Source organism: Hyphomicrobiaceae bacterium, assembly GCA_041397645.1.
GTDB lineage: Bacteria > Pseudomonadota > Alphaproteobacteria > Rhizobiales > Hyphomicrobiaceae > Hyphomicrobium_B.
This window is the reverse complement of sequence record JAWKWE010000005.1, coordinates 284,141-310,379: the sequence shown is the minus strand read 5'-3', so window position 1 is coordinate 310,379 and position 26,239 is coordinate 284,141. Positions and strand designations below refer to the sequence as shown.

Sequence of the window (26,239 nt, the reverse complement as noted above, 5' to 3'; positions counted from 1 at the left end):
CAAGCCGCACTCGCCCCTCAGCGGTCCGCAAAGGCTTTTTCGACGACGAACTCACCGGGCGTCGTGGAGCTGCCTTCGACAAAGCCTGTCGCGCCTAGCATGGAGCGCAGCTGGGCGGTCATATCTGGATTGCCGCAGATCATGACCCGATCGTTCTCGGCGTTTAAAGCGGGAACGTCGAGATCCTTGAATAGCCGCCCGTTCTCAATCAAATCCGTAATGCGGCCCTGATGATGATAGGGCTCGCGCGTCACCGTCGCATAGTAGTGCAGCTTGTCGGCGACCATCTCGCCAAGCAGCTCATGCTCGCGCACCTCAATCGTGACGCGCGTCGCGTACTCCAGCTCGGCGGCGACCCTGCACCCATAGATGACAAACACATCGTCGAACGACTCGTAGACTTCCGGATCGCGCAACAGGCTCCCGAAAGGTGCAAAGCCCGTTCCAGTTGCGAGCAGGAAGAGGCGTTTGCCCGGGCGCAAGTTGCCCAGCAGCAAAGTGCCGGTGGGCTTGGCGTTGATGAGGATCTCATCGCCGGGCTGGATGTGCTGAAGGCGAGACGTCAACGGACCATCGGGCACCTTGATGGAAAAGAACTCCAGCCATTCGTCATAATAGGCCGACGACATCGAATAGGCGCGCAGCAGCGGACGTCCTTCCACTTCCAGGCCGATCATAGCGAACTGTCCGCTCTGAAACCGAAACGACTGCGCCCGTGTGGTGCGGAAGCTGAACAGCTTGTCGGTATAGTGATGGATATCAAGCACCCGCTCGCGCAGGAGCGAGCCGGTCTTCTTCGACGCCGGCCTCTTGGCTTGGGTCGAGGCAGCGTTGGCATCAATTTCCAGAGCACCATCGCCGTCGAGCTGTCCGCCTGAACGTTCCGTATCCATCTCGCGATTGCTCCTCAACGCGGCTTTCTGAAAGTCACAGCTCGTGTCACGGTGCTGTTGTCGGTCATATCTTCCAGCTTGAAGTCGAAAGGCACGATTTCACCTGACGGAAGCTTACTGAGGGACGCTGGTGGAACGGTGACAGCCACCCGCGCTTCCGCAGTATCGTCCGCAGGCGCGACAATAGTCGTTTCACTGGCCGTATCGGCTTGGCTGAGCGGTGTCAACTTCGCGCCTTCCAATCCCTCGATTCTTACTTTGAATGTACGTTCGTCGTACTTCTTGTTGAGGACGCGCAGCGTAAACGTGTTGCGCACACTGCCATCGGACAGCGTGACAAAGAGCGGATTACGATCAGCTACTGCGTTCAACCCCAGCATCGAGCGATTAAGCGTGAAGAACAAAACGATGCTTACAACCAAGGCAAGAGTGCCAGCGTAGATCATCGTCCTGGGTCGTACCAGGCGAAGCTGCAGGCTCCCGCCCTTCTCTTCGGATTGCAGGCTGCGGAACGTGTCGTAAGCGATCAGGTTCTGCGGCCTGTCGACCTTGCCCATGATCTCGTTACACGCGTCGATGCATAGACCGCATTGAATGCATTCAAGTTGTGGTCCGTCACGGATGTCGATGCCCATGGGGCAGACCGCGACGCAGGCTTTGCAATCGATGCAATCGCCTCGGCCTTCCCAGGGCTGCCCCTTGCGATGAGGACCGCGCGGCTCGCCACGGAAATCGCGGTAGGTAATGAAGAGCGAATCCTGATCGAGCATCGCGCCCTGAATACGCGGCCACGGACACATGTAGATGCAGACCTGCTCACGTGCGATGCCGCCCATCAGGTAGGTGAAGAACGTCAGCAAGCCGAAGAAGATGTACGTCGTCATCGACGCCTGGCCGGTGAAGAACTCGCCAAACAGCGTTGGCGCATCGCGGAAGTAGAGCACGAATGCGCCGCCCGTCGCGGCGGCTATGAGAAGCCAGGTGACGTGGGTCATTACCTTCTTGAAGATCTTGGACCCGCTCCAAGGCTCCTTATCGAGCCGGATGCGCGCGTTGCGGTCGCCCTGCCAGAAGCGTTCCACCGCCACCATCAGGTCAGTCCAGACAGTCTGCCAGCACAAATACCCGCACCAAACGCGACCGGCGATGGCGGTGAACAGAAAGAGCGCCAACGCCGACATCACTAGGAAGCCGGTGATGAGGTAGAGTTCCTGCGGCCAAAGTTCGAACCAGAAGAAGTAGAGGCGCTCGTGCGCCATATCGATGAGGAATGCCTGGTTGGGGACACCCGGACCGCGATCCCAGCGGACCCATGGCAAAAGATAATAGACGGTCATGGTGACAGCCATGACCACCCACTTAATATTTCGGAAGAAGCCCGATCCACGCTTGGGGTAGATCTTCTGACGGCCCGCATATTGGCTACGGGCCTCCTTGGCGTTGACCGCGTCGACGTCATGACGCTCAACGCCATGCGCTGCTTCGATGATCGTGTGAGTGCTCATAGTCCCCTTCCTAGAGCCCTGGGGGCTTCCGCCGCCATCGTGCGTGCGAGGAGAAAACAATCGCCGCAACGACTTGCAGAAAACGCAAGCGCCATCGGCAGGCCAAGTCCTTGACGCACCTCAAACGCGGAGCGACGAGCGACAATTCGATACCGTTATTAAATTAGATTCATCTAATATATGGGTCAATGCCCGTTGCCTGTTCTCGCTTGCGCCGATTGTCACAGCGTAGAGAGGAGCAAGCTTCACCTTGGGAGGCGGCAGCCGAATGCGAGGCGTGTCGTTCCCAAAATAAAAGGGGCGCAAAGCGCCCCACGTGGTGATCCCAGCCTTGCAGCTTTTCGAACCACTAGAACCGATGCTTGACCGATCCGCGGATGGTCAGATCATCCGGCAAGCTATCGTCGAGCTTGGATGGCTCCTGTGTCGCCGGTCCGGTTTCGGTCGCCCCATAAAGAAGTTCCAGACCAAAATCCATTTTCGGCAACGTGCCCAGCTTACCCAGCCCCGGAATACGAATTTCGGTGCCTTCCGTCTTAGCCGGAGGTGCAGCATCACGCACCGCAGCGCCCGCTTCGGCGCCAGCAGGCGCGGCAGGACCCTTTTGCTCTTCGAGCGCAACAGACGCTGTGCCGGCGACAGCCAGCATTAACGCACCCAACGTTGCGACTAAACCGATCTTCTTCACGTCTACCCCGCCATGCCACGAAAGCACGCACACGCCGGTAAAATGCGGCCTCGCTTTTGGAAAGACAATGGCAGCAACCCCAAATGACCGAAAAGAGCGCCATTTCCTGAGTTCCGTGTGTTCTCGATGTCATAGTACTGCAAGAGCACACTCAAACGGAGACCTCAGCAACACATTGATTACACGTTATTATTTGGAAATATCGGTTTGGCAAATTAGTTGCTCCCGCACATCAACGTCCGGCTCTGGGGTCAGCCAAGCGAGCTGAACGGCTCCAAATGCACAACCAATAAGAATCGGGAATCGTTGGCGCTATGCACCGGGGGCTTCAGCGGTCGCCGACCTGCAGCCTCACCTCGCAAAAAGCGAGACAGGGGGCCACCCCTTCGGGCAGCCCCCTGTAGTCATCCCAGACGGGTCGGGGGGATGGATCAGAACTGGATACGTGCGCCGGTCATGACCATATCGAAGGCGTCAAGGTCCAGCGTATCGCCAACCGAGTTGGTCGTGCTGCCGTCGGCGTGGCGGTAAATCAGGTAGAGATCCATCGCGGCGGCGTCGATGTTCTGCACGACACCCGCAGCCCAGAACTTCAGATTGCTGTCTTGGACGAAACCGACGGGATTGTTACCGACTCCGAAGGAGCTGTCTGTCCGCGAACCAGCGTTGTCCTTACGGTATTCACCGAAGATGGTCGTCTTACCTAGATCAATGAACTTCTGCTCGATGCCGCCCTGAACGAACCACAGCGTGCTCGTGTCATCGGCAGTTACGGGCAAGCTAGCGGTATTGTCGACTTGCTCGGCATAGCCGCCGTAAACGTACAGGCCAGTCGGAGCGTGCTGGATCGTCGCGGCAGTACCCCACCATTCGCAATCCATGCCAGTTTTGAGCTTGTTGCAGGCCGAAACACCTTCGTCTGCGTTGTGCTCGTAGCCAATCTTACCAACGACTTTGAAGTCGCCCAGCGTGTTCTTGTAGGTCAAAGCCACGCCCCACATATCGTCCTCACCCCATGAGGCGGTTCCGACGAAGCCAGCAAACTGAGGCGTGTCGTAACGGACGATATTGCGGCGACCGTTCTGACCTACCGTGCCGTTATCGACGCCAGCAAGGATGCCGCTCCAACGCAAGTTGGAGGTGCCGTTAGAGATGAACGCACCACCCGACCGAAGCAGGAATGCGCCCTGAGCCACAGCCGCGGCCTGAACATCGGAGTAGTTACGAGTGTTGACGCCATCGGCATCGTCAAGAAGATGGTACGTCGCGGTGCCATCAAGGCCGACCGTCAACTTACCTAGCGTCTTGCTCTTCAAGAACCAGTTGCTCTTACGAACACTGATCGAGCCATCTGATGAAGAGCCAATGTTGTTCTGGTCCCACTTGTTCGATGCGTGACCGTTGATGCCGAGTTCTAAGGTATAACCCGCGGACCAATCGCCATTGATTTTGGCGTCGCCTGTGAATTTCACGCGGCTCTGTTCCAGAGAGTTCGTGCCGACGTAAACGTTCTGCTCGGTGCCATCATCCCAGAAGAAGACGGCCTCGTTGACCCAACCCGTGATGGTGAGTGAAACCTTGCGGTTGCCTTTGCGCGCCGTCGTCGCCTCAAGCTCAGCAATGCGCTCTTCAAGATCGGCGCAGCAATCGCCGCCCAGATCCGCCGCCTTGGCCGTGGACATCCCACCGGCAAAAACCCCGAGCGCAGCCAGTAACGCGCACTGCGCTAAACCAAATTTAGAAGCCGACATAATCGGTGCCCCTCTGTTCACTGTTCCCCGTTGCGCCCGTCCCCCGGGATGCAACCGTCCGAAAATGCCGGGAAACGGTCACCCCGAATCCACTCTGCATTCCCAACGTAATGTTTAATTAACCGTCGTCCTTAAAGGCTGTATGACAACATCGTTGCGCCCGAGCCACAGCTGCCGCCTAATCGCGCCTAAGTAGCCTGCGCCAAAGCGAGATCTGGCGCTGGGCGCAGCAGTGCGCTTAAACATTCGGCATGACAAAGGGTCTTCAAGCGGTAGTCGTTGGCGCGGGTCCGGCAGGACTGGCAGCAGGCTTGGCATTTGCTCACCTTGGCGTATGCACTGCCGTGGTCGGACCGATCTCCGACCCTAAAGACGGTCGCACCGCGGCGCTGTTTCAAGGCTCGATCGAAATGCTGCGTCGGATCGGTGCGTGGGACGCGATCAAGGATCAAAGCGAACCCATCAAAGCGATCCGGCTCATCGACTCCACCGGCGGCCTGTTGCGCGCGCCGGAGGTCACCTTCTGGGCCCACGAGATCGGTCTTGATGCCTTCGGATACAACGTCCCCACGGGTGGCCTCACCGCGGCACTCGAGAACGTCGCCGCGAACCGTCTCTTCCGCATCTCAAACACGGGAGTGAAAGGCATCAACATCGGAAGCAATCGCGCCGTTTTGCAAATGCACGACGGCGACGTTGTTGAGACCAGCCTGGTCGCTGGCGCCGATGGACGCAATTCGCTCGCCCGCGAAGCTGCCGGAATTGAGACCGAGCGCTGGACGTATCCGCAAGCTGCAGTCGTCGCGACCTTTGCCCATACGCGCGCGCACCAACAAATCTCGACAGAGTTGCATAGACGCGCAGGCCCTCTCACAGTCGTGCCAATGCCCGGCAACGCGTCGAGCCTCGTCTGGGTCGACACGCCTGAGGAAGCGGCTCGCCTGGCGGCGCTCTCGGAGACCGAATTCAATCGGGCGCTGAAGGTCCACGTCGGGGGTATCCTTGGCACAATGAGTGGATTTTCTCCGCGCCGGGTCTTTCCCCTTTCTGGCCAAACAGCTCGGGTGTTGGGGCGCAACCGCATCGGACTGATAGGCGAATCGGCCCATATCATTCCGCCGATCGGGGCCCAAGGCCTGAACCTGTCGCTGCGTGACGGCGCAACGCTGGCGGAGCTTGCCGCCGACGCTATTGCCTGCGGAAAAGATCCTGGGTCTAACGAGGTCCTCTCAGCCTACGAAGCGCGGCGGCGACACGATGTAAGCGCTCGGGTCTGGACGATCGACGTCATGAACAAATCGCTGCTTTCAGAATATCTTCCGGTCCATATCGCCCGCGGTGCAGGCATTCTGGCACTCAAAACAATCGCGCCACTGCGCCATCAGGTGATGCGGGAAGGGATCACTCCCTCTTTCGCTACACCCCGGCTTATGCACCCCTAATGACTAAGTCGCCGCCTTGACGGATGCGGCTGCATTCTCCATCAGGGGACCTAAGGGAAAAGCACCAACAGAAAGTCCGACCGGTCGCAATGACGGCTCCCGCCTCGCGCTTGAGAGACCTGCAGTTCCGTTTGGAATATGCATTGCTGCGCACCTTGGTAGCGGGGGTGCGCGCCGTTCCGCTCGACCGCGCAACCGCGTTTTCGGCCCGCTGGTGGCGCAGGCTGGCGCCGATCCTAAGCCCAAAGCGCCATAAGCGCGCGCTTGCCAATCTCGCAATCGCGTTCCCAGACATGACACCATCAGAACGCGAGCGCATCGCGCTGGCCGCCTGGGAAAATCTCGGTCGCGTAATGGCGGAAACGATGCAGATCGACCGTTTGATCAAAGACCCTTCTCGCATCACCATTGCGAATGCAAAGGTCTTCGATCGATATCGCGACAAGCTGGGCCCGATTGTGGGTTGCTCGTTGCATCTAGGCAATTGGGAACTGGCCATCTGGCCGCTGACGCTGGCAGGCGCCCAGCCGGCCGCGGTCTACCGCTCCGTCAACAATCCCTACGTCGATCAGTTTCTGCGCGACCAACGCAAGGACCTTTATCCCGGCGGCCTCTTCGGCCGCGGCAGGGTTGAAGGCAGCCATGGCGAAAGCCAAAAGACCGCACGCGCCATCATGGACTACGTGCGCCAAGGCGGGCGTTTGGGGGTGGTGTGTGATCTCTATGATCGCACCGGGCTTCCCGTACCCTTCTTTGGCAAGGACGCTCCGACCGTTACGATTCCCGCCATGATTGCACGCCGCACGGGTGGACGCATCTGGATGTCGCGATGCGTACGCCAGGGTGCGGAAAGCCGCTTCGTTATCGAACTCAAGGAACTCAAGGTTCCCCGCACCGCGAACCAGAGCGAAGACGTGAAATGGGTGACGGCTGCGATGACACGCCAGTTCGAAGAGTGGGTGCGCGAAACGCCCGAGCAGTGGATGTGGTCGAACCGCCGCTGGAGTTAGCCCCGCGCATCAGCGAGACTTCAATCGCCCTCGCCTCAATCTCCCTCACTTCAATCTCCACGTTGCAGTTACCCGCGCATCGAGATCCTGCGAGCCGCGCTCAACGGGAACGGATTCGGCCATGGCGGCGCGCGCCTGCTTGAACGCCATCGGGCGCGATCCGGAAAAACTCACGTCTTCCTGGATCTGTACGATCTCACCAACTTCCGCGCCTGCGGCCTCGGCATAGAGCTTTGCACGACGCAACGCATTAGCGATGGCCTGCTTGCGCGCCGCATCCTTCAATGTCTCGGCTTGCGAAACGTCAAACGAGATGCCGTTCATCTGGTTGGCGCCGGCACTCACAAGTTGGTCGAGCACCACACCCAGCTTATCGAGGTCTCGGACCATCACGGCGACCATGTTGTGTGCACGATAGCCGGTGATCTTGGGTGACTGGCTATCCTTGGGATAGATATAGACCGGCTCGACGTTGAACTGGGTTGTCTGGATATCCTTGGGTTCAATCCCGGCCTTTTTCAACTCAGCGACGACCTTCGCCATGTCGGCCGAATTTTTCGATAGTGCCTCGCGAGCTGTTGGTCCTTCGCTTGTCACGCCTGTTTGTATCGTTGCCTGGTCAGGTGTTGCGGAAACGATGGCGCTGGCCGAGACGGTTACGGTACGATCCATGGACTTTTCCTGAGATGATATCTGGGGGGCATCCTGAGCGCGCGCCGGCCACGAATGAAGTAACGCACTACCGGCAAGAACCGGCGCAACAACGGCGGCGAACACGAGGGCGGGGGCAAACTTCGGCATCGAACTATTCCCTGGCAGATGGCACAACTGGCATTCCGATGAACGCGGGGGGGACTGCGGCACCAAGGCGCAAATGCGCCAGGGCCGTTTCTCACCCGGCTATAGGCCTAAGACGGAGAATTGAAGGCAATCCTTGGGTTGCGTTTGGGCCGCGTCTCGCATACTCGAATGGGCTGGCATGGCTTGGAGTTTTCAGCCCGCCAAGGGGGGCCCGTAGCTCAATGGTTAGAGCTGGCGGCTCATAACCGTCTGGTTGCAGGTTCGATCCCTGCCGGGCCCACCACGATACCACTCGCGTCTTTTCAGGATTTTCTCACGGTGACCGCACCGCCTCGATAGCGACAGCCCCTGTCGACTGTAGACCCCGAATGCGTCGGCCCCACTGAACTGTCAATTACCCAAAGCCCGCTCAAACTCGGTGCGCATGCTTTCTAAAACGCTCACGAACCGAGAATCGCTAGCGCGATTTGTCCACTCATATTGATCGTCGTGCTGATCGTATAGCTCTTCGCTGCCATCGTGATAACGGGTATACCGCCACTGCGATATTCGCATCGAATGATTGCCGCGTTGCCAGGTCATAATTGCGGGACGATCAAGCTCCCGCCGGTCTCCCCGAATAAGCGGCGCTAAGGAAACCCCATCCGTGCCATCGATCGAAGGGATCCCTGCATAGTCACAAAGGGTCGGAAAGAGGTCCACCAGACTCACGGGCGACGCCACCCCCGAAATGCTGCTCCCACATGAGGGTGGAGGCACAAAAATAAATGGCACGCGCGTCGCCTCCTCCCAAAGCACGAACTTACGCCAGTGCAGCTTCTCGCCTAGATGAAAACCATTGTCGCCCCAAAGAACGATAATGGTGTTGTCGCGATGTGGTGATTGATCAAATGCGGCGAGGATCCGGCCTATGATGTTGTCGCAGTAAGAAATCGATGCAAGGTATCCCTGGACGGCCTGACGCCATTGGCCATGACGCGTCACTGTTTCGTGGTCAGGCGGACTCAACGCCCATTTTCGCGCAATTTCGGGCACGTCATCAAGGTCATCCTCCTTCACAAAGGGAAGCGCAACCGAATCGAGCGGGTAAAGATCATAAAATCGCTGTGGGACATACCATGGCAGATGAGGCTTATAGAGGCCCACGGCGCAAAAAAATGGCACAGCATGTGGTCTGTTCAAAAACTCTTCTGCCAAAGCCGCTGTGCGGGTATCTGGCATTTCTCCCTCTCGATCAGAGGGCAACACCCCCCAATCGAAAAGGTGATTCCAAGGTGAAACATTCTCGAAGTTGTCGAAGTCGAACATACCATTGAGCGGTCTATTGACCGGCATGGGTTCAGTTTGGTTCGGATGAAATTGATCCCAAACGAAGTCGCGGTTTTGAATATCGCGCCAAATCGCGTTCGTTGCGCGCTCGCGACCTGCCCTCGCATAGTCGAATGCGCCGTGAAATACTTTACCCGCACCAAAGCAATAATATCCCTCCTTGCGAAAATGTTCCACAAACGTCGGACGCCGAATGGGCGACTCCCAAAACGCTTCATTGGCGTAAACTCCTGTCTTCTCTGGCAAGCATCCAGTAAAAACAGACATCCGGCTGGCATTGCAGTAGGGCGCAGTGCAGTAGGCGCGACTGAACACGACACCACGTTCTGCCATACGATTGATGTTTGGAGTACGAACCTGTGGATGACGACCCAGAGGTTCTATCCACGAGTTCAAATCATCGGCGACAATGAAAAGAACATTCGGCCTGTTGAGGCTATGCTTTGTCATACTGATCTGGATAGATAATTGCTAAGAACGTGCGACAGCGTCGAGGGGCAGAATGGGGTGCAAGGTCGATTTTTTCATTGTGGGCGTGCAAAAAGGTGGAACAACCGCTCTTGACACGTACCTTCGGCAGCATACTGCAATTCAAATGGCGCGTGTCAAGGAAGTCCATCACTTCGACAACGAAGCAAACAACTGGCTTTCTCCCGACCATAACCACCTACATGGCCAATTCGAATGGAACTCACAGGACGTGCTCCGCGGCGAGGCAACTCCAATCTACACGTATTGGCCAGAAGCCATCGCCCGACTCCATCGATACAATCCAAGCGCGAAACTTCTCATGCTGCTCCGCCATCCTTCTTTGCGAGCGCATTCGCATTGGCAAATGGAACACACGAGAAGGCGCGAACTCCTCAGCTTTGAGGAAGCCATTTCAGATCTCGGAAGGCGACGCATGAGTGCCACGCAGGGCATTCATCGCATCCACTCCTTCGTCGAGCGTGGTTTCTACGCAGAACAGATTAAGCAGCTTCTCGAGTTTTTTCCAAAGGAGCAGATCTGCTTTCTGCGAACCGATGCTTTGTGGCGCGAGCCTGGCCACGTCCTGGAAACCGTCGAAACTTTTCTTGGCATTGCTCATCAACTTCAAAGGTCGGTGTCACCAAAGTACATCGTGCCTGAGAGGCCATCTACCAGGATACCGATGCCTAAATCGGCACGAGCCTACCTCGATTCAGTTTACGCAGGCGACATCGAAGAAACATCGCAATTGACGCAAATCGCCCTCAGCGATTGGCTCGATCCATCCTACGTCGAACCAATGCAAACCGGCTGACTGCGCCAGCCCCGACCGATCTAAAGTCGGCGTGATCGGCGGTCCCTTCGGGGAGAAGTCGATCGATGACTCACGAGCGTTGCGCGAATCAAGGGACCGCGCACGATGCGCGAATCGCCTGCGTAGCCAATTTCGTTATGTCCACTTCCTCAATTGTTGCGATTTTCCGAGCAAACAGATTGTCCTCCCAAAATGGTCTGGACGGCGGCAAGGCGATGACCGATAGCATTGATCGGAGGAACTAACTCGGGGACTATCGGCTTCTATGGGTCGCCATCTTTATTCCTTTCTCATCGATCGCCCGCTCGATCATGCCTACAAAGCGTCGCTCTTGGTCGCCGGCCTGATGAAGATGGCGAATGCAGACGCAGCCGACATCCTCGTGCATCACACCGATGACGTAGAAAAGGACGTTCTGGATTATTTCGAGAAGTTGGGATGCAGAGCGCGACGAGTCGAGCCCTATCTCGACCAGAAATACTGCAACAAGCTTCGTCAACTCGAAGATCTGGAGAGTTTCAATCGCGCCGATGTCGAAGGTATTTTCCTGCTCGATATCGATCTGGCAGTTGTCGAACCACTGGACCTCCCCGACACGTCCGTTTGCTGGGGCAAGATCGTCGATGCCCCCAACCCTCCGCTTGATGTTCTCGAACGCCTCTATGAGGCCGCGGGCATCGATCATCCTGAGGTCGTCCTTTGCGAATGGGGCAATGGACAGACATTCAAATCCAATTTCAACGGCGGATTTCTCTACATCCCCTGGCGCTATCATCGGCAGCTTCACGCAGAGTGGTGCCGCTTAGCTGAATTGCTTTTTTCGACCAGCGACCTTGTCGTCGATCCAGGTCACCGCAAGCATATCGACCAGATCTCCTACGGCATGGCCCTGTGTTCGCTGAAGCTCCCCTATGAGTTGCTCAGCACGAACTGGAACTTTCCGTGCCATCGGCCGAGAAGGCCGCTGTCGGTGGATCTCAACGCTCCGGTCCGCGTTCTTCACTACCATTGGTGCCTGGACGAGTTCGGCCGCGTCGATCCCGCCTACAATCTCGATGACCGGGTCAAACCTGCGTCAGGCAAATTCAATCGACTCTTGCCAGATAGCATCGACGTGCCGTTCTTCGAGCGTTTGAAGCGTCATCAAGCGCAACAATTCACCGCTCCTATAGTCGCCATAGAGAGCGCCCAAGTCGAAGGGATCAGGAACCAGCTTTCGAGCTTTTCACGACGCTTACGATTCATTCTCCACGTCGGAACGCCCAAGACTGGCACTTCGTCCCTGCAATGGCATCTGGGGACAAACCGGAAAACATTGGCAGAGCACGGTGTCTGGTACCCGCAGCCATCCAAAACGCCGATGCCCAAGCACCAGCGACTAGTCGACATGATGCGCTCGAAAAAGAGCAATCTCATTGCGGAGCATCTCGAAACCGCGCTCGCCGACATGCCGCCCAACACGCATACAGTCTTCATGTCCACTGAGGGGATTTTCAATCACTGGTGGGATTTCAATCCTGAAAGCGTCGGCATGTTCAAGGCCATCGTACAGAATTTCGACTTCGAGCTTTGGGTGTGCTTCCGCGAGCCTGTGAGTTTTGCCGAGTCTCTGTATGCGCAATATCTCACCAACCCAAACTTCCCTGGCGTCGCTGAGCGGGTTTATGGACGCGACATTTCATTTGCCGAGGCCATGAACGAACGATGGTTTCGCAGGCATCTCGACTACACCGGATTCATTTTTCAATGTCAGGAAGTGTTTGGCGAAGAGTGCGTCCATGCGTTTGCATATCATCGCAGCATTGCCGAGACGCTTGCTAAGCGCGTGATAGACATCGAATTGCCAACGATGCCGCGACAGAACACGACGATGCGCAGCCCCGGTATCGAGATCGTGCGCATCGTAAATCGCTACAAGCTCTCGGTCCCCGACAAGGAACGGGCGGAAAATCTCATCCTGGAGATCGAGGGTCTTATCGGCGACCAGGCCAAGAAATTTTCGCTTACTGACGAAGAGCGCCATCTGGCGAGCGCCTACGCTGCACACAACTGGAGCATAGCGCAGAAGTTCCTTATTGATACCGCAGCAAGCTGACATCCTCTGACAGAGGGTCAGTATCGCGAGCCCGATCCGCTGCATAATGCAACCCGTCAACTAGAGGGTGGGATTGGCATGGGGGAACGGCACACAGGGTCGATTGGCGCGCAGAAAGCCGCATAATTGCGCCCAACCATCCTTCCTTTCAAAGTCCATGATGAGAAGGTCGTCAGGCCGCCTGCAAAAATACGACAGCACCGCAGCATTATGCTGGCGATAGCGCCGAAGGTAGACGTCCTCATTGCCAAGCGGCGAGCCCACGCCATAGATCCACTCACGCATCGGTGTGGATTTAGCGCCGAAATATCTAATTTGACTGCGGAGCCATCTGTCCTCCGCCCTGCGAGTCAGAATGAATTTGCTTCCGGGGAAGTTTGCATCCAAGTCCTTGAACAAAATTGCCCAGGGATTGTCGTTGAATGCATCGTAGCTGCGGGCAATCTCGAGTGCGCGGCGCAAAGCCACCTTTGCGATGTCGGGGTCTTGCGCCCCAAACGGGCCCTTGACGCGGTAACCCAACGTGGTCAGCGCCTGACCTAACGTCTTGGTTCCGGTTTTATGAAAACCTATGCCGAAGACCTTCTGCTTGCCCAATGGCAATGGACCACCCCCTCTATCGCCGTCACTTACGCAACAAAGATGATAGAGTTCGATCTGAAGATATATTCGGGGTGTTACTTACGCTGGCGCAGGAACGACGCTGATCTTTTCGCCGGCGTGGACGCTCTTAAATTGTTTCACGTCGTCAAGTGCTTCAGCCCAAACGTTGCATGGGCTAACGAAGCGAATTTCGCATTTGGAGCGCGAAATGGGAGTCGGGCCGAAACCAATCGCAATGGCATCGCCGTCGGGCCAAAAGGCAATCTCGCCCGGCTTGATGAGGTCGCGGGCATTCGGTTCCGGGTCGGACGTGACATCGGTCTGAAAATAGACCTCGGCACCCCAGGTCTGAGCCGAGGCATAGATAGGCAATGCCTCCCAGATCCTGGCGGCGGTCGGGGTATCAAGAAGCCTAGCGCGAACGCTGATACTTCCTGCACTTATCACGACTTCGCGCATGCCGGCCCCGCACTCATCTGCGCCAAAGAATTGGCCAACACCCGAAGCGAAGTCGGGAGATGGCCCGATAATCTCTCATCGGGACGGCATTCATTCAAGTGCAGATTGCGCAAAAAGTAGCCAATTTAGGCTGGCGGAGGACCGAAAACCAACACTGCGTTGAGGCCACCGAAGGCAAAGCTGTTCGACATGGTGTAGCCGATTTTGAGGGCGCGGCCCGTGTTTGGAATGTAGTCGAGGTCGCAACCCTCGCCGGGCTCATCAAGCCCGATCGTCGGGGGGGCCCATTGCTCCTGCATTGCCTTGATGCAGGTCGCGGCCTCGATACCGCCACCTGCGCCCAACGGATGGCCCGTCATCGATTTCGTCGACGAAATGGCGACCTTGTAGGCGTGATCGCCAAACACGTTTTTGATGGCCTTCGTCTCATTGATGTCGTTGTCGGCCGTCGCCGTGCCGTGCGCGTTGAGATAGTCGATGTCCTTGGCCGTGATGCCGGCATCATCGAGTGCCATTTGCATGGCGACGCTCGGACCTTCGACCGTCGGCTTGACCATGTCCTGACTGTCCGATGCCATACCGTAACCGCACAGCTCGGCGAGGATCGTGGCGCCGCGCGCCTTGGCGTGTTCCAGGCTTTCCATCACGAGGATGCCGGCGCCCTCGCCCAGCACTGTGCCGTTGCGCTTCTTGGCGAACGGGAAGCAGCCTTCCGGCGAGAGCACGTGAAGCGCCTGCCAAGCCTTCATCGTTCCGTAGTTGATGACGCTTTCGGATGCACCCGCAATTGCCACATCAACGATGCCGTCTCGGATATAGTCGCGCGCAATGCCGATGGCGTGCGTTGCGGTCGAGCACGCCGAGCAGGTCGCAAAGGTTGGACCCTTGATACCGAACTCGATGCCCACATGGGCAGAGGCCGAAGATCCGATGATGCGCAGCAGTGTCAGGGGATGGGTCGCGCGCTTGTTGTGAATGAACAAGTCGCGATAGGCGGTTTCGTAGGTCGTCAGACCGCCGGCACCCGAGCCTATGATGCAGGCCGCCCGATAAGGCTTCTCAAAAGGATAGTCCAGTCCGGACTGACGCATGGCCTCATCGGCAGCCACGGCGGCGAACCATGAGTAACGGTCGGCGAGCGTAATAATACGGTCGCGCTTGAAATGCTTGAGGCGGGCTTTGTGGTCGAAGTCTTTAATCTGGGCTGCGATCAGAATTTTCAGATCGTCGAGTGGGAAGCCGCCGAGCGCGCTGGTGCCGCTCTTGCCCTGCTTCATGCTCGCCCACATTTCATCGACAGTCGTCCCGATCGGCGTCACGGCGCCAAGACCTGTGATCACGACTCTACGTGCGCCGCCCGCTTTAGTCATAAGCTTCGCTCTTTCTTATCTTGAAATACCAAATGGACGCGCCACGAGGGCTCGCAGCGCGCCGTGCTCACATCCATCCGTGAGACAAGAGGCTGAGGGCGTCCTGTAGCGGATGCCCTCGAAGCCTTGACGCATTAAGCGTTGGCCTTGGCCGCAATCAGAGACTTGACGCGGTCGACAACCGAACCCACGGTCTTGAAGTCTTCGACGTCCTCATTGGCATTGTACGGAATCTCAATGCCAAAACCGTCTTCGATGTCGAAAACGATCATCGCAAGATCAAGCGATTCAATCTTGAGGTCCGTCAGCGCGGTGTCGAGCGTGATGTCGTCGCGCGGCTCCTTCATATGCTTCTTGAGAATATCGATAATCTTAGTCGCGACTTCGTCCATTTCACTCTCCCACCTTGGCGATGCTCGCCGAAGGTTGCGTTCTGCTTGGTCTCTAAGTATTGCAAGACCGGATAATCAACAAGCTGGACCGTCACATATCCTTAAATGCTGGGCAAGTCCAGCTACGTGCCGTCACAGGGAAACCGCGCCAAATCAGGGCGAGAAAAGCCCGTCCTCAGCCTCCCACGAATATGTGTCGTTTGCCCCCTAGCCTGCCACTTTCCAGCTACCAGCACCACCCTACCCCAGAAGTGTTAATTCCAGTTTTTGCGTCCGCCATCTTCTGGTCAGCTCCGCGAAAAAAGTGTTCAATCTCGTAATTCAGACGATTGAGCCGGCAAATCGCGTGGCCGCAGAAGTTGCATCAGCGACCCAGCTGCGCACAACAAAAGATCAAGCCGGAGGGGAGGTTAACATGAACCAGACGATTTCAGGCGCGGGCACGCCAATCTGGGTGAGCAGCTATTCCCAGGGCGTGGACTGGGGCATGGATCTCACCGGCCGTCCCTTAACCGCCCTTCTCGACGATGCCGTTAGGGACTTCGCCGCCAATCCCGCGATTGTTTTCAAAGGAAAGAGCACCACCTACGGGTCCCTTGCGGACCAAGTCCAGCGCGTGGCTGCCGGCCTCCAGAGCCTGGGCGTGACGAAAGGTACTAAAGTTGGACTATTTCTACCTAATACTCCAACCTTCATCATCTATTACTTCGCAATTCTGAAAGCCGGTGGGACGGTCGTAAACTTCAACCCCCTCTATACCATTGAAGAACTGACCTTCCAGGCGCGCGACAGCGACACGCGCATCATGATTACTCACGATCTTGCCGCCCTCTTTGGGAAGGTCGAGACACTTGTCGATAACGCAGTGCTGGAGAGGGCCATCGTCGTACCCTTCGCTCCGTTGCTGCCGCCTCCATTGGCGCTGCTGTTCAAGCTCTTCAAACGCAAGGAGGTGGCAGACATCTCCGGTTCCCGCGTCGCCGACCGGATTGTGGCGGGGGCAAAGGTTGAAAAATCTGGCACGACCTTGAAGCCGGTAGCCATCAACCCGGATGACGACGTCGCCGTGCTCCAGTACACGGGCGGAACCACGGGCACGCCTAAGGGCGCAATGCTGACCCATACGAACCTCTATGCGAACGCCACACAGATCAACGCATGGGCGACCAGCCTGAAACAAGGCGAGGAGAAGGTCTTGGGAGCGTTGCCGCTCTTCCATGTATTCGCCATGACGGTCGTGATGAACATGGGGATCGCCAAGGCGGCCACGATCATCCTGATGCCTCGCTTCCAGCTGGACGAGGCCCTCGGCCTCATTCACAAGCAAAAGCCGACCATGATGCCGGCAGTGCCTACGATCTTCACGGCCATGCTCAATCATCCGAAACTGAAAAGCTTCGACATGTCGTCGATGAAGTTCTGCATCTCGGGTGGCGCTCCCCTTCCGCTTGAGGTCAAGCTGCAATTCGAGGAACTGACCGGTTCGTGTGTGGTGGAAGGCTACGGACTGTCGGAGGCTTCTCCCGTCGTCACTTGCAATCCGATGGACGGGGAGGTCGTTTCCGGCTCCATCGGCGTCCCCTTGCCGCAAACGCTGATATCGCTGCGTAGCCTGACCGATCCCTCCCAGGAGGTGCCTCAAGGCGAGCGCGGAGAATTATGCGTCAAAGGTCCGCAGGTCATGAAGGGATATTGGAACAAACCCAACGAGACGGCCGCCCAGTTCATGGGCGACTACCTGCGCACGGGAGACGTCGCCGTGATGAATGAAAAAGGCTTCTTTTTCATCGTCGATCGCATCAAGGATCTTATCATTTGCTCTGGTTTCAACGTCTACCCGCGCCGCATCGAGGAGGCGATCTACGAGCACCCGGCAGTGGAGGAAGTGACCGTTATCGGCATTAAAGACGGATATCGCGGTGAAGCTCCCAAAGCCTTCATCAAGCTCAAGTCCGGAATGAGTGCGACCTCCACTGACATTCTCAGACACCTGGAATCCAAGATCTCAAAGATCGAAATGCCGTCGCAGATCGAGTTTCGAGACAGTCTGCCAAAGACCATGATCGGCAAACTCTCGAAAAAGGAGCTGATGGCCGAGGAAGCCCGCAAACAGGCATAAGCTCCGCACCGCTCCAAAGGATAAAGGCCCTGGCATGAGTTCGCCCCGCGCGCCAAAGGGCAGCGCCTCTTTGAATGCTGAACCGGCGCCCGGTGATACAGCCGCGCGCGAGACCTATTCGATATCAGACCTCGCGAGCGAATTCGGCATTACAACACGCACAATCCGTTTCTACGAAAGCCGCGGTTTGATCGCACCCAAGCGCGTCGGCACATCGCGGCACTATTCCAAGCGCGATCGTGCCCGTCTGATGCTGATCCTGCGCGGACGCAATCTCGGCTTCACCGTGGAGGACGTGGGCGAATACCTCGCCCTTTACGACAGCGATCCTGGTCAGTTCGCCCAGACACGACTTCTGCTAGACAAAGTGTCCGCTGCCATAACCGAACTTGAAAAGAAGCGGATCGATATCGATGCCGCCCTCGCAGACCTGCGCGAGATCGTCGAACGCTGCGAAGCGCATCTCAAAGGTAGCTGAGCTTCAGCGGTAAAGATCGGCGCGTGTCGGAGGCAGCGGAGAAGGCCCCTTGGCACTCTTGGAGGCCAATGTCTGGAACAGACGCAACGTGCCACGCGAAAAGGCCAGACTGACGCCTGCAAGATAGGCGACCCAGATCCGATACTTCTCTTCGCTTACGTGTTTTATGGCCTGTTCGCGATTTGCCGTGAGCCGCTCGCACCATAGCTGGCAGGTCCGCGCATAATGCAAACGCCAGCCCTCGACGTCGTGAACCTCGAAACCTGCGCGCTCCATCGCCGAGATCGAATGCCCGACATCGTCGAGCTCACCGCCTGGGAAGATATACTTCGCAATCGCCTTTTTCTCAGGCCGCACGCGGCCTTTGTACCAGGCCTTGCTATCTTTGGGCGCCTTGCGTGAGATGGCATGGTTGAGAAAAAGACCGTCGTCAGCGAGCAACGAGCGCACTTTCGACATGTAGGCCGGAATGTTCTTCAAACCGATATGCTCGTACATGCCGATCGAAGCAATCTTGTCATAGCTTCCGGTGACATTCGAATAGTCGATCAGCTCAAAGGTCACGCGATCTTCAAGCCCAAGCCGCTTCACCTTCTCGCGCGCAAACGCAAGCTGCTCTTCCGACAGCGTGCAGCCATGTGCTTTGACGCCATAATTCTGCGCCGCGTGACACACGAGACCACCCCAACCCGAGCCAATATCGAGCATCCTGTCACCCGGTTTCAAGCGCAGTTTGCGGCAGATCATCTCCAGCTTGTCACGTTGCGCTTGCTCCACCCCGTTCGACCAATCGGTGTAGTAGGCGCACGAATAGACCATCTCGGGATCGAGAAAGAGCGCGTAAAAGTCGTTCGATAAATCGTAATGGAACTGAATGAAGTCCTTGTTGTCAGCGGTCTTACGTTTGCCGCCGGTGATGTCGCCCTCAAAGCCGTGCGCGTCTTTCGCGCCATCCGACTTGGCAAACATGAAGGGTGCAAGCTTGAGCCCCAGCCGCGCGAGGTCCTTGGGCTTCAACTTTACTGACTTGCCGTCTTTCTGAAGCTGATGGCCGAAGTCGACCAGAGTTCCACCGGAGAAGTCGACACCCTTGGCGACATACTGCTGAATAATGGTGTCCAGCGTCGGCCTGCGCATCATGGCGCCAATAACGCCGGGATCGCGGATCATGATCTCGAATTCGCCCTGCGCGCCCTTGCCCAGCGGCAGACGTGAGCCGTCCCAGAGCCTCACAAAGGCGTCGAGGTTGAGCTTGTCGGACAATTCACGCACCAGTGCGCGCGCGGATTCGATCTGTTTGTCGTCTTTTGATGCCATCTTTCGTGCTCGCGTCCCCTCGGGTCAGACGTCCGCTTAGCGCAAATTACAAGCGGTGTCTGCCCATGGGAGACAACGTGCCACGAAGTTGGGGGAATTTGTGCTCGCCCCTGTCGTTTGTGGGCAGGCCCGGCAGGCTGGAACGCGCACGGCCATCCGGGCCCACAAAAGGCTATTTTCAGACAGCACTTCAAGCCAGATGGCGGTGATACTCACTCAGGTCGGTTCCGGCCATCGAAGACAGCGCTGTCTTGGCCTGCTTGGCCGGAGCTTGGGCTATTTGTTGCGTCAGGTGGTATGGCGCGAAAACCTGCGCCTCGGGGGCGCGCGAAAGATCAGGTGCTGCCAATGCAGGCGTGGCGAAGGTAAGCGCGGCCGCTATAGCGATGATCTCCTTCATGGCAATGTCTCCTCAGCGTGTGTTCAATCGCAGCGGTGCGGGACCGCTGCTAAGGACCCTGCGCGCCAACTATCCAACTCAGCGAACAGCGACCCTCTTACTGAGCATGTGAGGATGGCGAATGAGACAGCCAAGGGCTCGCAACGCCTAATACGCGATACGAATCCGTAAACACACGAAGCCGTGAGGCGACGGCACAGTCGATGCCTCTGGTGCGTTTATCTCGATTAGGCTGCTTTGCTCATCTCGTTTGCCTTGGCGCTTTCGAGAATGGCCGCAACACCCATGCCACCAGCTGTGCAAACCGAGATGAGTCCCTTGCCGCCGTGGACGGACAGCAACTTGGCGAGATTTGCGATGATGCGTGCGCCGGTCGCTGCAAACGGATGACCGAAGGCGAGTGAGGACCCTTTTACGTTGAGCTTGGAGCGATCGATAGATCCAAGCGGCGCATCCTTCCCGAGATACTTCTTGCAGTATTCCGGATCCTCCCACGCCTTGAGTGTGGCGAGCACCTGTGCTGCGAAGGCTTCGTGGATCTCGTAATAATCGAAATCCTGAAGTTTCATGCCTGCACGATCCAACATCTTGGAAACGGCGATGGTCGGCGCCATCAGCAGTCCGTCGCCACCGACAAAATCGTTGGCCCAGTGCTGCGAGTAGGTCATGTAGGCGAGTACCGGCAGACCGTGCTTGGCGGCCCAATCCTCACTTGCGAGCAACACCGCGGCAGCACCGTCGGTCAGCGGCGTGGAATTAGCGGCCGAAAGCGTGCCGTGCGACCCCTTCTCAAAGGCATTCTTGAGGGTCGACATCTTCTCGAGGCTCATATCCTCGCGCAGATTGTTGTCGCGGAACACGCCCGCATACGGCACGACAAGATCATCCATCCAGCCTTCCGCGTAGGCTTGCGCACCCTTCTTGTGGCTTTCAATCGCGAACTCATCCTGTTCGGCGCGCGGAATGTGCCACTGCTGAGCCATCAACTCGCAGTGCCCGCCCATCGACAAGCCCGTGCGCGGCTCGGCGACAGATGGTGGCTGAGGAGTGAGCTCGGCAGGCGACAGCCCCTTGAAAACCTTTAGCTTGTCCATCGCCGTTTTCTGACTGCCGAGCTTGACCAGCCGCTGCGAAAACTTCTTGGAGAAGACGATCGGCGCATCCGAAGTGGTATCCGAGCCAACCGCTATGGCGCATTCAATCTCGCCGACGGCAATCTTGGCGGCCGAGCCCATGGCCGCTTGAAGGGACGTTCCGCACGCCTGCGAGAGGGTGATGCCTGGCGTCGATGTTGCGAGCTTCGTGGAGAGAACAGCCTCACGCGTGAGGTTGAAGTCTTTGGAGTGCGTCACCACGGCGCCGCCGACAACTTCATCTATGTGCACGCCTTTGAGCTTGTACTTGTCGACGAGGCCGTTCAGCGCCGCCGACATCAAGTCAAGGTTGGAGAGATCCGCGTACAAGGTATTCGAGCGACAGAAGGGAATGCGCACCCCGCCGATGATTGCTACGCGCCGCAGTGTTCCGGTCATTCAATCTCTCCACCTACGCGCAAACTTCGAAATCGAGTCAGCGTCAGATATACGTGTCCAAAACTCTATGCCATCGCCCGCCGTTGGCGGGGATGCGAAAACATACCTACTCCGCCGCAGCGGATTGTTTGGGCGGCGTCGACTTGTCCCGGCCTGCCTTGTAGTGCAAAGGCCCGCCGCGGAACGGCGCAAAGCCGGTGCCGAAGATCATACCGGCGTCCACCAGATCGGCGCTCGCCACCACACCTTCATCCAGCGCCTTCTGCGCTTCAGTAACGATCGGCTCCACGAGCTCGCGTCCCAGCTTTTTCAGTTCCGCCTTCGTCCACTTTGCTTCACCTCGCACCGGCTTGCCATCCTTCCAGACGTAGAAGCCTTCGCCGGTTTTCTTGCCCAGGCGGCCGGATGAAACCAGTCGTTCCAGGCGTGACCCTTCCGTGCCCCCGCCGCCTAGAATTTTGGCGACGTGCAGACAGATGTCGAGCCCGACACTGTCGGCCAACTCGATGGGGCCCATCGGCATACCAAACGTCCGCACAGCCTCGTCGATCTTCTCTTTGTCCTCGCCCTTCTCGAGCCGCTCGAAGGCCGCGAACATATAAGGTGTGAGCACCTTGTTGACGAGGAAGCCCGGAACGTCCTTGGTGATCAGCGGGAATTTGCCGATGGCGGTGACGAAGGCAGCGCCTTTCTTGGCTTCCTCTTCGCGCGTCCCGTCGCCTTGAACCACTTCAACGAGCGGCATCTGCGCTACCGGCGAGAAGAAATGCAGGCCGATAAGACGGCCAGGATCTTTCAGCGGCGCAGCGATATCGGACAGCTTCAAGGATGAGGTGTTGGTCGCCAGAATCGCACCCGGCTTCACCTTGGCCTCCAAGTCTGCAAACAGCTTCTGCTTGATATCGAGCTTTTCGACGATGGCCTCGATAATCACGTCGGCACGGCCGATCCCTTTGCCTTCAGGGTCGGCGATAAAGCGGGCCTTGGCCGCATCCTTCTGAGCCTTGGTCTTGAACTTTTTGCCGAACAGACGCCCTTGCGCCTTCATGCCCTTTTCGAGCTGCTCTGGCGAAATGTCTTGCAGCGTTACTTCCATGCCCGCTGCCACGCACACACCTGCAATATCAGCGCCCATCGTGCCCGCACCGATCACGTGAACACGCTGCGGCTTCCACGCCAGCTTGAGCGGCGCCTGGTTCTTCAACAGTTCGGTCAAGCGGAACACGCGACGCAGATTGCGCGACGTATCCGACACCATGAGGGGTGCGAACGCCGTCGTCTCGGCGAGCTTCATGGCATCAAGGTTGCCGCCGTACTTTTCAAAAAGATCGATGAGACGGAAAGGCGCTGGATAGTGATCCTCGCGAACCTTCTTGGCGGTCTCCTCGCGCATCTTTTTGGCAAGCAGGCCCCGGGCTGGCTGCTTGGTCATCAGCACGCTTGTCAGGCCCGCTGGCTTCGACTTGCGGTTCTGCAAGACCGCTTTACGGGCCGCCCAGCGCAGCTCTCCAGGCGAATTGACAAGCTGATCGATGAAGCCCAGCGCCTTTGCCGTGGACGCGCGGATCATGGCGCCCGTCAGCATGTTTTGCATGGCCGCCATCGGGCCGACCTGCTTGATGGAGCGGGCGGTACCGTTGAAGCCGGGGAAGATACCGAGCTTCACTTCCGGGAAGCCGACGCGGGTGCCGTCATCGCGGGTGGCAATTCGGTAGTGGCACGCCAGAATGAGCTCCAGACCGCCGCCGACGCATACGCCATGAATAGCCGCGACCACCGGTACCGGCAGGTGCTCTATGCGATCCAGCATGGCGTTGACAGGTTTGAGCGCGGCGATCACCTGCGCCTCGGTTTCAAAGCTCTCGAACTCGCGAATGTCGGCGCCGACGACGAAGCTTCGCTCCTTGCCCGACATGATAACGAGGCCCTTCACGCGGCCCGCCCGCGCATCCGCCTCGACGCGCTCTACGATTGCAGAGAGCTCTTCGATCGGGCGGCGGCCCATCGAATTGGCGCTTTCGCCTTCGCGGTCGAAAATCGCCCAGGCAATACCCTCTCCATCGACGGAGAAGCGCCAGTCTTTGAGTTCCGATGTCGTGTCAGCCATGCCTGCCTCGGATCCTTGCGTACACTACTATCGCGGCGTGTTTTCTATTCCGCCGCCAGAGATTTGGACCCACGGGTGTTGTGCCCCAAATCAACGTAATTGGGTTTCAGTTCCGCCGGATCGAAATGATCGACGGCGATTACACGGGCAACGAGTCCTTCCACCTCCTTAAGCTGGGCGGCCTCGGCTTGGGTAATCACGCCTTTCTCAGCCGCGTCTGCAAACCAGTCGATGCCGTGATACCGGCGGACTATGCCATTGCGGATAGCCTTTTCGAGCTTTTTCTCGGCAGGCTCGGCGGCGATGACTTTCTCCAGCGTTACTTCCAACAGACCTGTTGGGTCGTCGACGCTCTTCGATACAAAGATATGGCGGGTTAGGCGATCACGCGCTTCGCCGGGCTCCAACGCGTGGCGTGCCACCTTGCGCGCTAATGTGTCTGGCGCAGGCTTATAGCGTTTGCCGAGCGGGAAGACTACGAGACGCATCAACGGACGGGCGGACGTAACGGGGAAGTTGTCGATGACTCCAGCCATGGCCTCCTGGAAGCGATAAAGCGCGTTCATCGCTGCCAATTCGACGATGGCGTGGTCACCTTGCGGGCGGCCGTCGTCCTCATAACGCTTCAGAACAGCCGACAGCATGTATAGCTCGGAGAGCGCGTCCGCCATGCGCCCTGTGATCTTTTGCTTGGTCTTCAAGCCGCCGCCCAGCAGCGCCACGGTAAGATCGGCCACGAACGCAAACGAGCGCGAGGCACGGGCAAGCTGGCGGTACCATTGCGACATCAGCTGCACGTTGTCGGGGCTGGATGCCAACGCACCACCCGTCAGATTGTGGAAGAACGCGCCGGTTGCATTCGACAGGGAGAAGGCGACGTGCCCGCTCAAGGCATCGTAGAACGTGTCGAGCCCGCGCTTCTTATCTGTATCCTGTGCCGATTGCACTTCCTTGTAGAGATAAGGGTGCGAGCGCAGCGCACCTTGCGCGAACGTTATGAGCGTTCGGGTGAGGATGTTGGCGCCCTCGACAGTTATGCCGACAGGCACCATCTGGTACGCGGACTGGAGATAATTGGAGGGGCCATCGCAAATTGCGCGCCCGCCGTGAATGTCCATGGCGTCATTGACGGCGCGGCGCAGCTTTTCCGTCGTCTGGTACTTCATCAAGGCCGAAATGACGGAAGGCTTCTCGCCGCGTGACACCATCGCGGCCGTCATGGCGCGCGCGGCCTCGTTCACGTAGGCCGTTTCGACGATGCGAACCAGCGGTTCCTCCACGCCCTCCATGCGCGACACCGGCAGGCCAAACTGCTTGCGGATGCGCGCATAGGCGCTCGTCACACGGAGCATCATCTTGGCGCCGGATGTCGCCGACGACGGCAGCGAGATCGCTCGGCCCGCCGATAAGCACTCCATCAACATGCGCCAACCTGCGCCAACCATTTTCTCCCCACCGATGACCCAATCGATCGGGATGAAAACATCTTTGCCCCAATTAGGGCCATTGGGAAACGCCGCACCTGAAGGCAGATGCCGTCGCCCGATATTGACGCCAGGGTGGTCGGCCGGGATTAAAGCCAGCGTGATGCCAACGTCCTCACCTTTGTCGAGCAGGTTGTCGGGATCGAATAACCGAAACGCCAGACCGACCAACGTCGCCTTAGGGCCGAGCGTGATGTAGCGCTTGTCCCACGACAGACGGATGCCAAGGGTTTCCTTGCCGTCATAGATGCCTTTAGTCACGTAGCCGATGTCCCGCATGGTCGCGGCATCGGAGCCCGAGGTTGGGCCCGTTAGCGAGAAGCAGGGCACTTCCAGTCCTTTGGCGAGGCGCGGCAGGAAATGATGTTTCTGCGCGTCCGTACCATATTTCTCGATCAGTTCGCCGGGCCCTAGCGAGTTCGGGACCATGACGATGGTGACGACGTCGGGCGAACGCGAAGCGATCTTGCCAAGAATGAGAGACTGCGCCTGAGCTGAAAATCCAAGACCGCCATGCTCTTTGGAAATGAGCATACCTAAAAAGCCGTTCTGCTTCACGAAGTCCCAAATGGCTTCGGGGATCTCACGATTGGCATGGCGCACCTGCCAGTCGTCGATCATCCTGCAAAGCTCTTCGGTCGGACCGTCGAGGAACGCCTGCTCTTCGGTGGAGAGTTGTATTGCCGGAATTGCCTGCAGCTTGTTCCAGTCGGGCGTTCCGGAGAACAGTTCGGCATCGAAACCGACCGTGCCCGCCTCAAGCGCCTGGGCCTCAGTATCAGATACCTTGGGAAGGATGCCGCGCACCATGCCGTAGGCGGGCTCGACGACTGCCGCGCGCCGAACGGCTGGAACGCTCAATAGTCCGAGGACAATGGTAGGGATCCAGGCAAGGGAGCCGAGCAACCCAGGGTCGGGCCAATGAAGATCACCAGCCAACAACCCCGACTGCCATAACAACGTAAGGCCGCCGACGGCCACGGCCCATAACCACATAGGGGAGCGCCGCATTCCCAACGCCAGGAAAATACCAAGCAAAATTAGAAGGAAAACTACCGCTGCCATCGTGCGCCTCCCACAATCGGCCCTGGTATCGACTTCAGTTGCTCGGGATCGGTCATTCCAGCCACGACGCTACCATGACCTGCGCCTTCCGGCGCGCGCACCCAAACCCGCACA

General features: G+C 57.9%; 21 protein-coding genes and 1 tRNA gene. 7 read left to right on the top strand and 15 right to left on the bottom strand.

What is annotated here, in order from left to right; genetic code table 11:
* Window positions 1–17 precede the first annotated feature (17 nt).
* The 4 genes from R3D51_15230 to R3D51_15215 all read right to left on the bottom strand — a co-directional run bounded on the left by R3D51_15230 (window position 18) and on the right by R3D51_15215 (window position 4,837).
* Window positions 18–893, bottom strand: coding sequence for a ferredoxin--NADP reductase (locus R3D51_15230; GenBank protein MEZ5900834.1), 876 nt, complete (start codon window positions 891–893; stop codon window positions 18–20).
* A gap of 14 nt (window positions 894–907) precedes the next feature.
* Complete coding sequence (gene ccoG / locus R3D51_15225; GenBank protein ID MEZ5900833.1) at window positions 908–2,398, bottom strand: cytochrome c oxidase accessory protein CcoG; 1,491 nt, start codon at window positions 2,396–2,398, stop codon at window positions 908–910.
* Between the two features lie 349 nt (window positions 2,399–2,747).
* A complete protein-coding gene (locus R3D51_15220) occupies window positions 2,748–3,086 on the bottom strand; it encodes a hypothetical protein (GenBank protein ID MEZ5900832.1) in 339 nt (112 codons plus the stop codon).
* A gap of 431 nt (window positions 3,087–3,517) precedes the next feature.
* Entirely contained in the window at window positions 3,518–4,837 is a 1,320-nt protein-coding gene (locus tag R3D51_15215; protein ID MEZ5900831.1) for a porin, read from the bottom strand.
* A 251-nt stretch (window positions 4,838–5,088) separates the two neighbouring features.
* Between R3D51_15215 and R3D51_15210 the strand changes: the two genes are divergently transcribed.
* Complete coding sequence (locus R3D51_15210) at window positions 5,089–6,279, top strand: FAD-dependent monooxygenase (protein MEZ5900830.1); 1,191 nt, start codon at window positions 5,089–5,091, stop codon at window positions 6,277–6,279.
* Between the two features lie 89 nt (window positions 6,280–6,368).
* Window positions 6,369–7,289, top strand: a complete 921-nt coding sequence (locus tag R3D51_15205) for a lipid A biosynthesis acyltransferase (GenBank protein MEZ5900829.1) — start codon at window positions 6,369–6,371, stop codon at window positions 7,287–7,289.
* 45 nt (window positions 7,290–7,334) lie between these two features.
* Here R3D51_15205 and R3D51_15200 read toward each other — a convergent pair whose 3' ends face one another.
* Complete coding sequence (locus tag R3D51_15200) at window positions 7,335–8,090, bottom strand: SIMPL domain-containing protein (protein ID MEZ5900828.1); 756 nt, start codon at window positions 8,088–8,090, stop codon at window positions 7,335–7,337.
* 207 nt (window positions 8,091–8,297) lie between these two features.
* On the opposite strand from R3D51_15200, the gene R3D51_15195 reads away from it, so the two are divergent.
* Window positions 8,298–8,373, top strand: a tRNA-Ile gene (locus R3D51_15195).
* A gap of 107 nt (window positions 8,374–8,480) precedes the next feature.
* On the opposite strand, the gene R3D51_15190 is transcribed toward R3D51_15195, so the two are convergent.
* Window positions 8,481–9,869: a sulfatase gene (locus R3D51_15190; GenBank protein ID MEZ5900827.1), complete on the bottom strand. Its 1,389-nt coding sequence runs from the start codon at window positions 9,867–9,869 to the stop codon at window positions 8,481–8,483.
* A gap of 52 nt (window positions 9,870–9,921) precedes the next feature.
* On the opposite strand from R3D51_15190, the gene R3D51_15185 reads away from it, so the two are divergent.
* Both R3D51_15185 and R3D51_15180 read left to right on the top strand, forming a co-directional pair.
* Window positions 9,922–10,704, top strand: a complete 783-nt coding sequence (locus R3D51_15185; GenBank protein MEZ5900826.1) for a sulfotransferase domain-containing protein — start codon at window positions 9,922–9,924, stop codon at window positions 10,702–10,704.
* 265 nt (window positions 10,705–10,969) lie between these two features.
* A complete protein-coding gene (locus tag R3D51_15180; protein ID MEZ5900825.1) occupies window positions 10,970–12,799 on the top strand; it encodes a hypothetical protein in 1,830 nt (609 codons plus the stop codon).
* Between the two features lie 60 nt (window positions 12,800–12,859).
* Here R3D51_15180 and R3D51_15175 read toward each other — a convergent pair whose 3' ends face one another.
* The 4 genes from R3D51_15175 to R3D51_15160 all read right to left on the bottom strand — a co-directional run bounded on the left by R3D51_15175 (window position 12,860) and on the right by R3D51_15160 (window position 15,623).
* Complete coding sequence (locus R3D51_15175; protein MEZ5900824.1) at window positions 12,860–13,402, bottom strand: sulfotransferase; 543 nt, start codon at window positions 13,400–13,402, stop codon at window positions 12,860–12,862.
* Window positions 13,403–13,480: 78 nt separating this feature from the next.
* Entirely contained in the window at window positions 13,481–13,861 is a 381-nt protein-coding gene (locus tag R3D51_15170; protein MEZ5900823.1) for a cyclophilin-like fold protein, read from the bottom strand.
* A gap of 125 nt (window positions 13,862–13,986) precedes the next feature.
* A complete protein-coding gene (locus R3D51_15165; protein MEZ5900822.1) occupies window positions 13,987–15,231 on the bottom strand; it encodes a beta-ketoacyl-[acyl-carrier-protein] synthase family protein in 1,245 nt (414 codons plus the stop codon).
* A gap of 134 nt (window positions 15,232–15,365) precedes the next feature.
* Window positions 15,366–15,623 carry a phosphopantetheine-binding protein gene (locus R3D51_15160; protein MEZ5900821.1) on the bottom strand — a complete coding sequence of 86 codons (258 nt, stop codon included), beginning with the start codon at window positions 15,621–15,623 and terminating at the stop codon, window positions 15,366–15,368.
* A gap of 415 nt (window positions 15,624–16,038) precedes the next feature.
* On the opposite strand from R3D51_15160, the gene R3D51_15155 reads away from it, so the two are divergent.
* Both R3D51_15155 and R3D51_15150 read left to right on the top strand, forming a co-directional pair.
* On the top strand, window positions 16,039–17,742 hold the full coding sequence (locus tag R3D51_15155) for a long-chain fatty acid--CoA ligase (GenBank protein MEZ5900820.1): 1,704 nt from the start codon (window positions 16,039–16,041) through the stop codon (window positions 17,740–17,742).
* 34 nt (window positions 17,743–17,776) lie between these two features.
* A complete protein-coding gene (locus tag R3D51_15150) occupies window positions 17,777–18,220 on the top strand; it encodes a MerR family DNA-binding transcriptional regulator (GenBank protein ID MEZ5900819.1) in 444 nt (147 codons plus the stop codon).
* 3 nt (window positions 18,221–18,223) lie between these two features.
* Here the strand turns inward: R3D51_15150 and R3D51_15145 are convergent, their stop codons facing one another.
* The 5 genes from R3D51_15145 to R3D51_15125 all read right to left on the bottom strand — a co-directional run bounded on the left by R3D51_15145 (window position 18,224) and on the right by R3D51_15125 (window position 26,125).
* Entirely contained in the window at window positions 18,224–19,537 is a 1,314-nt protein-coding gene (locus tag R3D51_15145; protein MEZ5900818.1) for a cyclopropane-fatty-acyl-phospholipid synthase family protein, read from the bottom strand.
* A gap of 190 nt (window positions 19,538–19,727) precedes the next feature.
* On the bottom strand, window positions 19,728–19,937 hold the full coding sequence (locus R3D51_15140) for a hypothetical protein (protein ID MEZ5900817.1): 210 nt from the start codon (window positions 19,935–19,937) through the stop codon (window positions 19,728–19,730).
* Between the two features lie 227 nt (window positions 19,938–20,164).
* Window positions 20,165–21,469, bottom strand: coding sequence for an acetyl-CoA C-acetyltransferase (locus tag R3D51_15135; GenBank protein MEZ5900816.1), 1,305 nt, complete (start codon window positions 21,467–21,469; stop codon window positions 20,165–20,167).
* Between the two features lie 106 nt (window positions 21,470–21,575).
* The gene (locus R3D51_15130) at window positions 21,576–23,576 is read right to left on the bottom strand and encodes a 3-hydroxyacyl-CoA dehydrogenase NAD-binding domain-containing protein (protein ID MEZ5900815.1); all 2,001 of its coding nucleotides are present in this window, start codon (window positions 23,574–23,576) and stop codon (window positions 21,576–21,578) included.
* Between the two features lie 44 nt (window positions 23,577–23,620).
* The gene (locus tag R3D51_15125) at window positions 23,621–26,125 is read right to left on the bottom strand and encodes an acyl-CoA dehydrogenase (GenBank protein ID MEZ5900814.1); all 2,505 of its coding nucleotides are present in this window, start codon (window positions 26,123–26,125) and stop codon (window positions 23,621–23,623) included.
* Between the last annotated feature and the right edge of the window lie 114 nt (window positions 26,126–26,239).

Excerpts from the sequence above, each read along its gene's own strand:
- R3D51_15230 (MEZ5900834.1), bottom strand. The coding sequence starts at position 893 with ATGGATACGGAACGTTCAGGCGGACAGCTCGACGGCGATGGTGCTCTG.
- ccoG (MEZ5900833.1), bottom strand. The coding sequence starts at position 2,398 with ATGAGCACTCACACGATCATCGAAGCAGCGCATGGCGTTGAGCGTCAT.
- R3D51_15215 (MEZ5900831.1), bottom strand. The coding sequence starts at position 4,837 with ATGTCGGCTTCTAAATTTGGTTTAGCGCAGTGCGCGTTACTGGCTGCG.
- R3D51_15210 (MEZ5900830.1), top strand. The coding sequence starts at position 5,089 with ATGACAAAGGGTCTTCAAGCGGTAGTCGTTGGCGCGGGTCCGGCAGGA.
- R3D51_15205 (MEZ5900829.1), top strand. The coding sequence starts at position 6,369 with ATGACGGCTCCCGCCTCGCGCTTGAGAGACCTGCAGTTCCGTTTGGAA.
- R3D51_15200 (MEZ5900828.1), bottom strand. The coding sequence starts at position 8,090 with ATGCCGAAGTTTGCCCCCGCCCTCGTGTTCGCCGCCGTTGTTGCGCCG.
- R3D51_15190 (MEZ5900827.1), bottom strand. The coding sequence starts at position 9,869 with ATGACAAAGCATAGCCTCAACAGGCCGAATGTTCTTTTCATTGTCGCC.
- R3D51_15185 (MEZ5900826.1), top strand. The coding sequence starts at position 9,922 with ATGGGGTGCAAGGTCGATTTTTTCATTGTGGGCGTGCAAAAAGGTGGA.
- R3D51_15180 (MEZ5900825.1), top strand. The coding sequence starts at position 10,970 with ATGGGTCGCCATCTTTATTCCTTTCTCATCGATCGCCCGCTCGATCAT.
- R3D51_15170 (MEZ5900823.1), bottom strand. The coding sequence starts at position 13,861 with ATGCGCGAAGTCGTGATAAGTGCAGGAAGTATCAGCGTTCGCGCTAGG.
- R3D51_15165 (MEZ5900822.1), bottom strand. The coding sequence starts at position 15,231 with ATGACTAAAGCGGGCGGCGCACGTAGAGTCGTGATCACAGGTCTTGGC.
- R3D51_15160 (MEZ5900821.1), bottom strand. The coding sequence starts at position 15,623 with ATGGACGAAGTCGCGACTAAGATTATCGATATTCTCAAGAAGCATATG.
- R3D51_15155 (MEZ5900820.1), top strand. The coding sequence starts at position 16,039 with ATGAACCAGACGATTTCAGGCGCGGGCACGCCAATCTGGGTGAGCAGC.
- R3D51_15150 (MEZ5900819.1), top strand. The coding sequence starts at position 17,777 with ATGAGTTCGCCCCGCGCGCCAAAGGGCAGCGCCTCTTTGAATGCTGAA.
- R3D51_15145 (MEZ5900818.1), bottom strand. The coding sequence starts at position 19,537 with ATGGCATCAAAAGACGACAAACAGATCGAATCCGCGCGCGCACTGGTG.
- R3D51_15140 (MEZ5900817.1), bottom strand. The coding sequence starts at position 19,937 with ATGAAGGAGATCATCGCTATAGCGGCCGCGCTTACCTTCGCCACGCCT.
- R3D51_15135 (MEZ5900816.1), bottom strand. The coding sequence starts at position 21,469 with ATGACCGGAACACTGCGGCGCGTAGCAATCATCGGCGGGGTGCGCATT.
- R3D51_15130 (MEZ5900815.1), bottom strand. The coding sequence starts at position 23,576 with ATGGCTGACACGACATCGGAACTCAAAGACTGGCGCTTCTCCGTCGAT.
- R3D51_15125 (MEZ5900814.1), bottom strand. The coding sequence starts at position 26,125 with ATGGCAGCGGTAGTTTTCCTTCTAATTTTGCTTGGTATTTTCCTGGCG.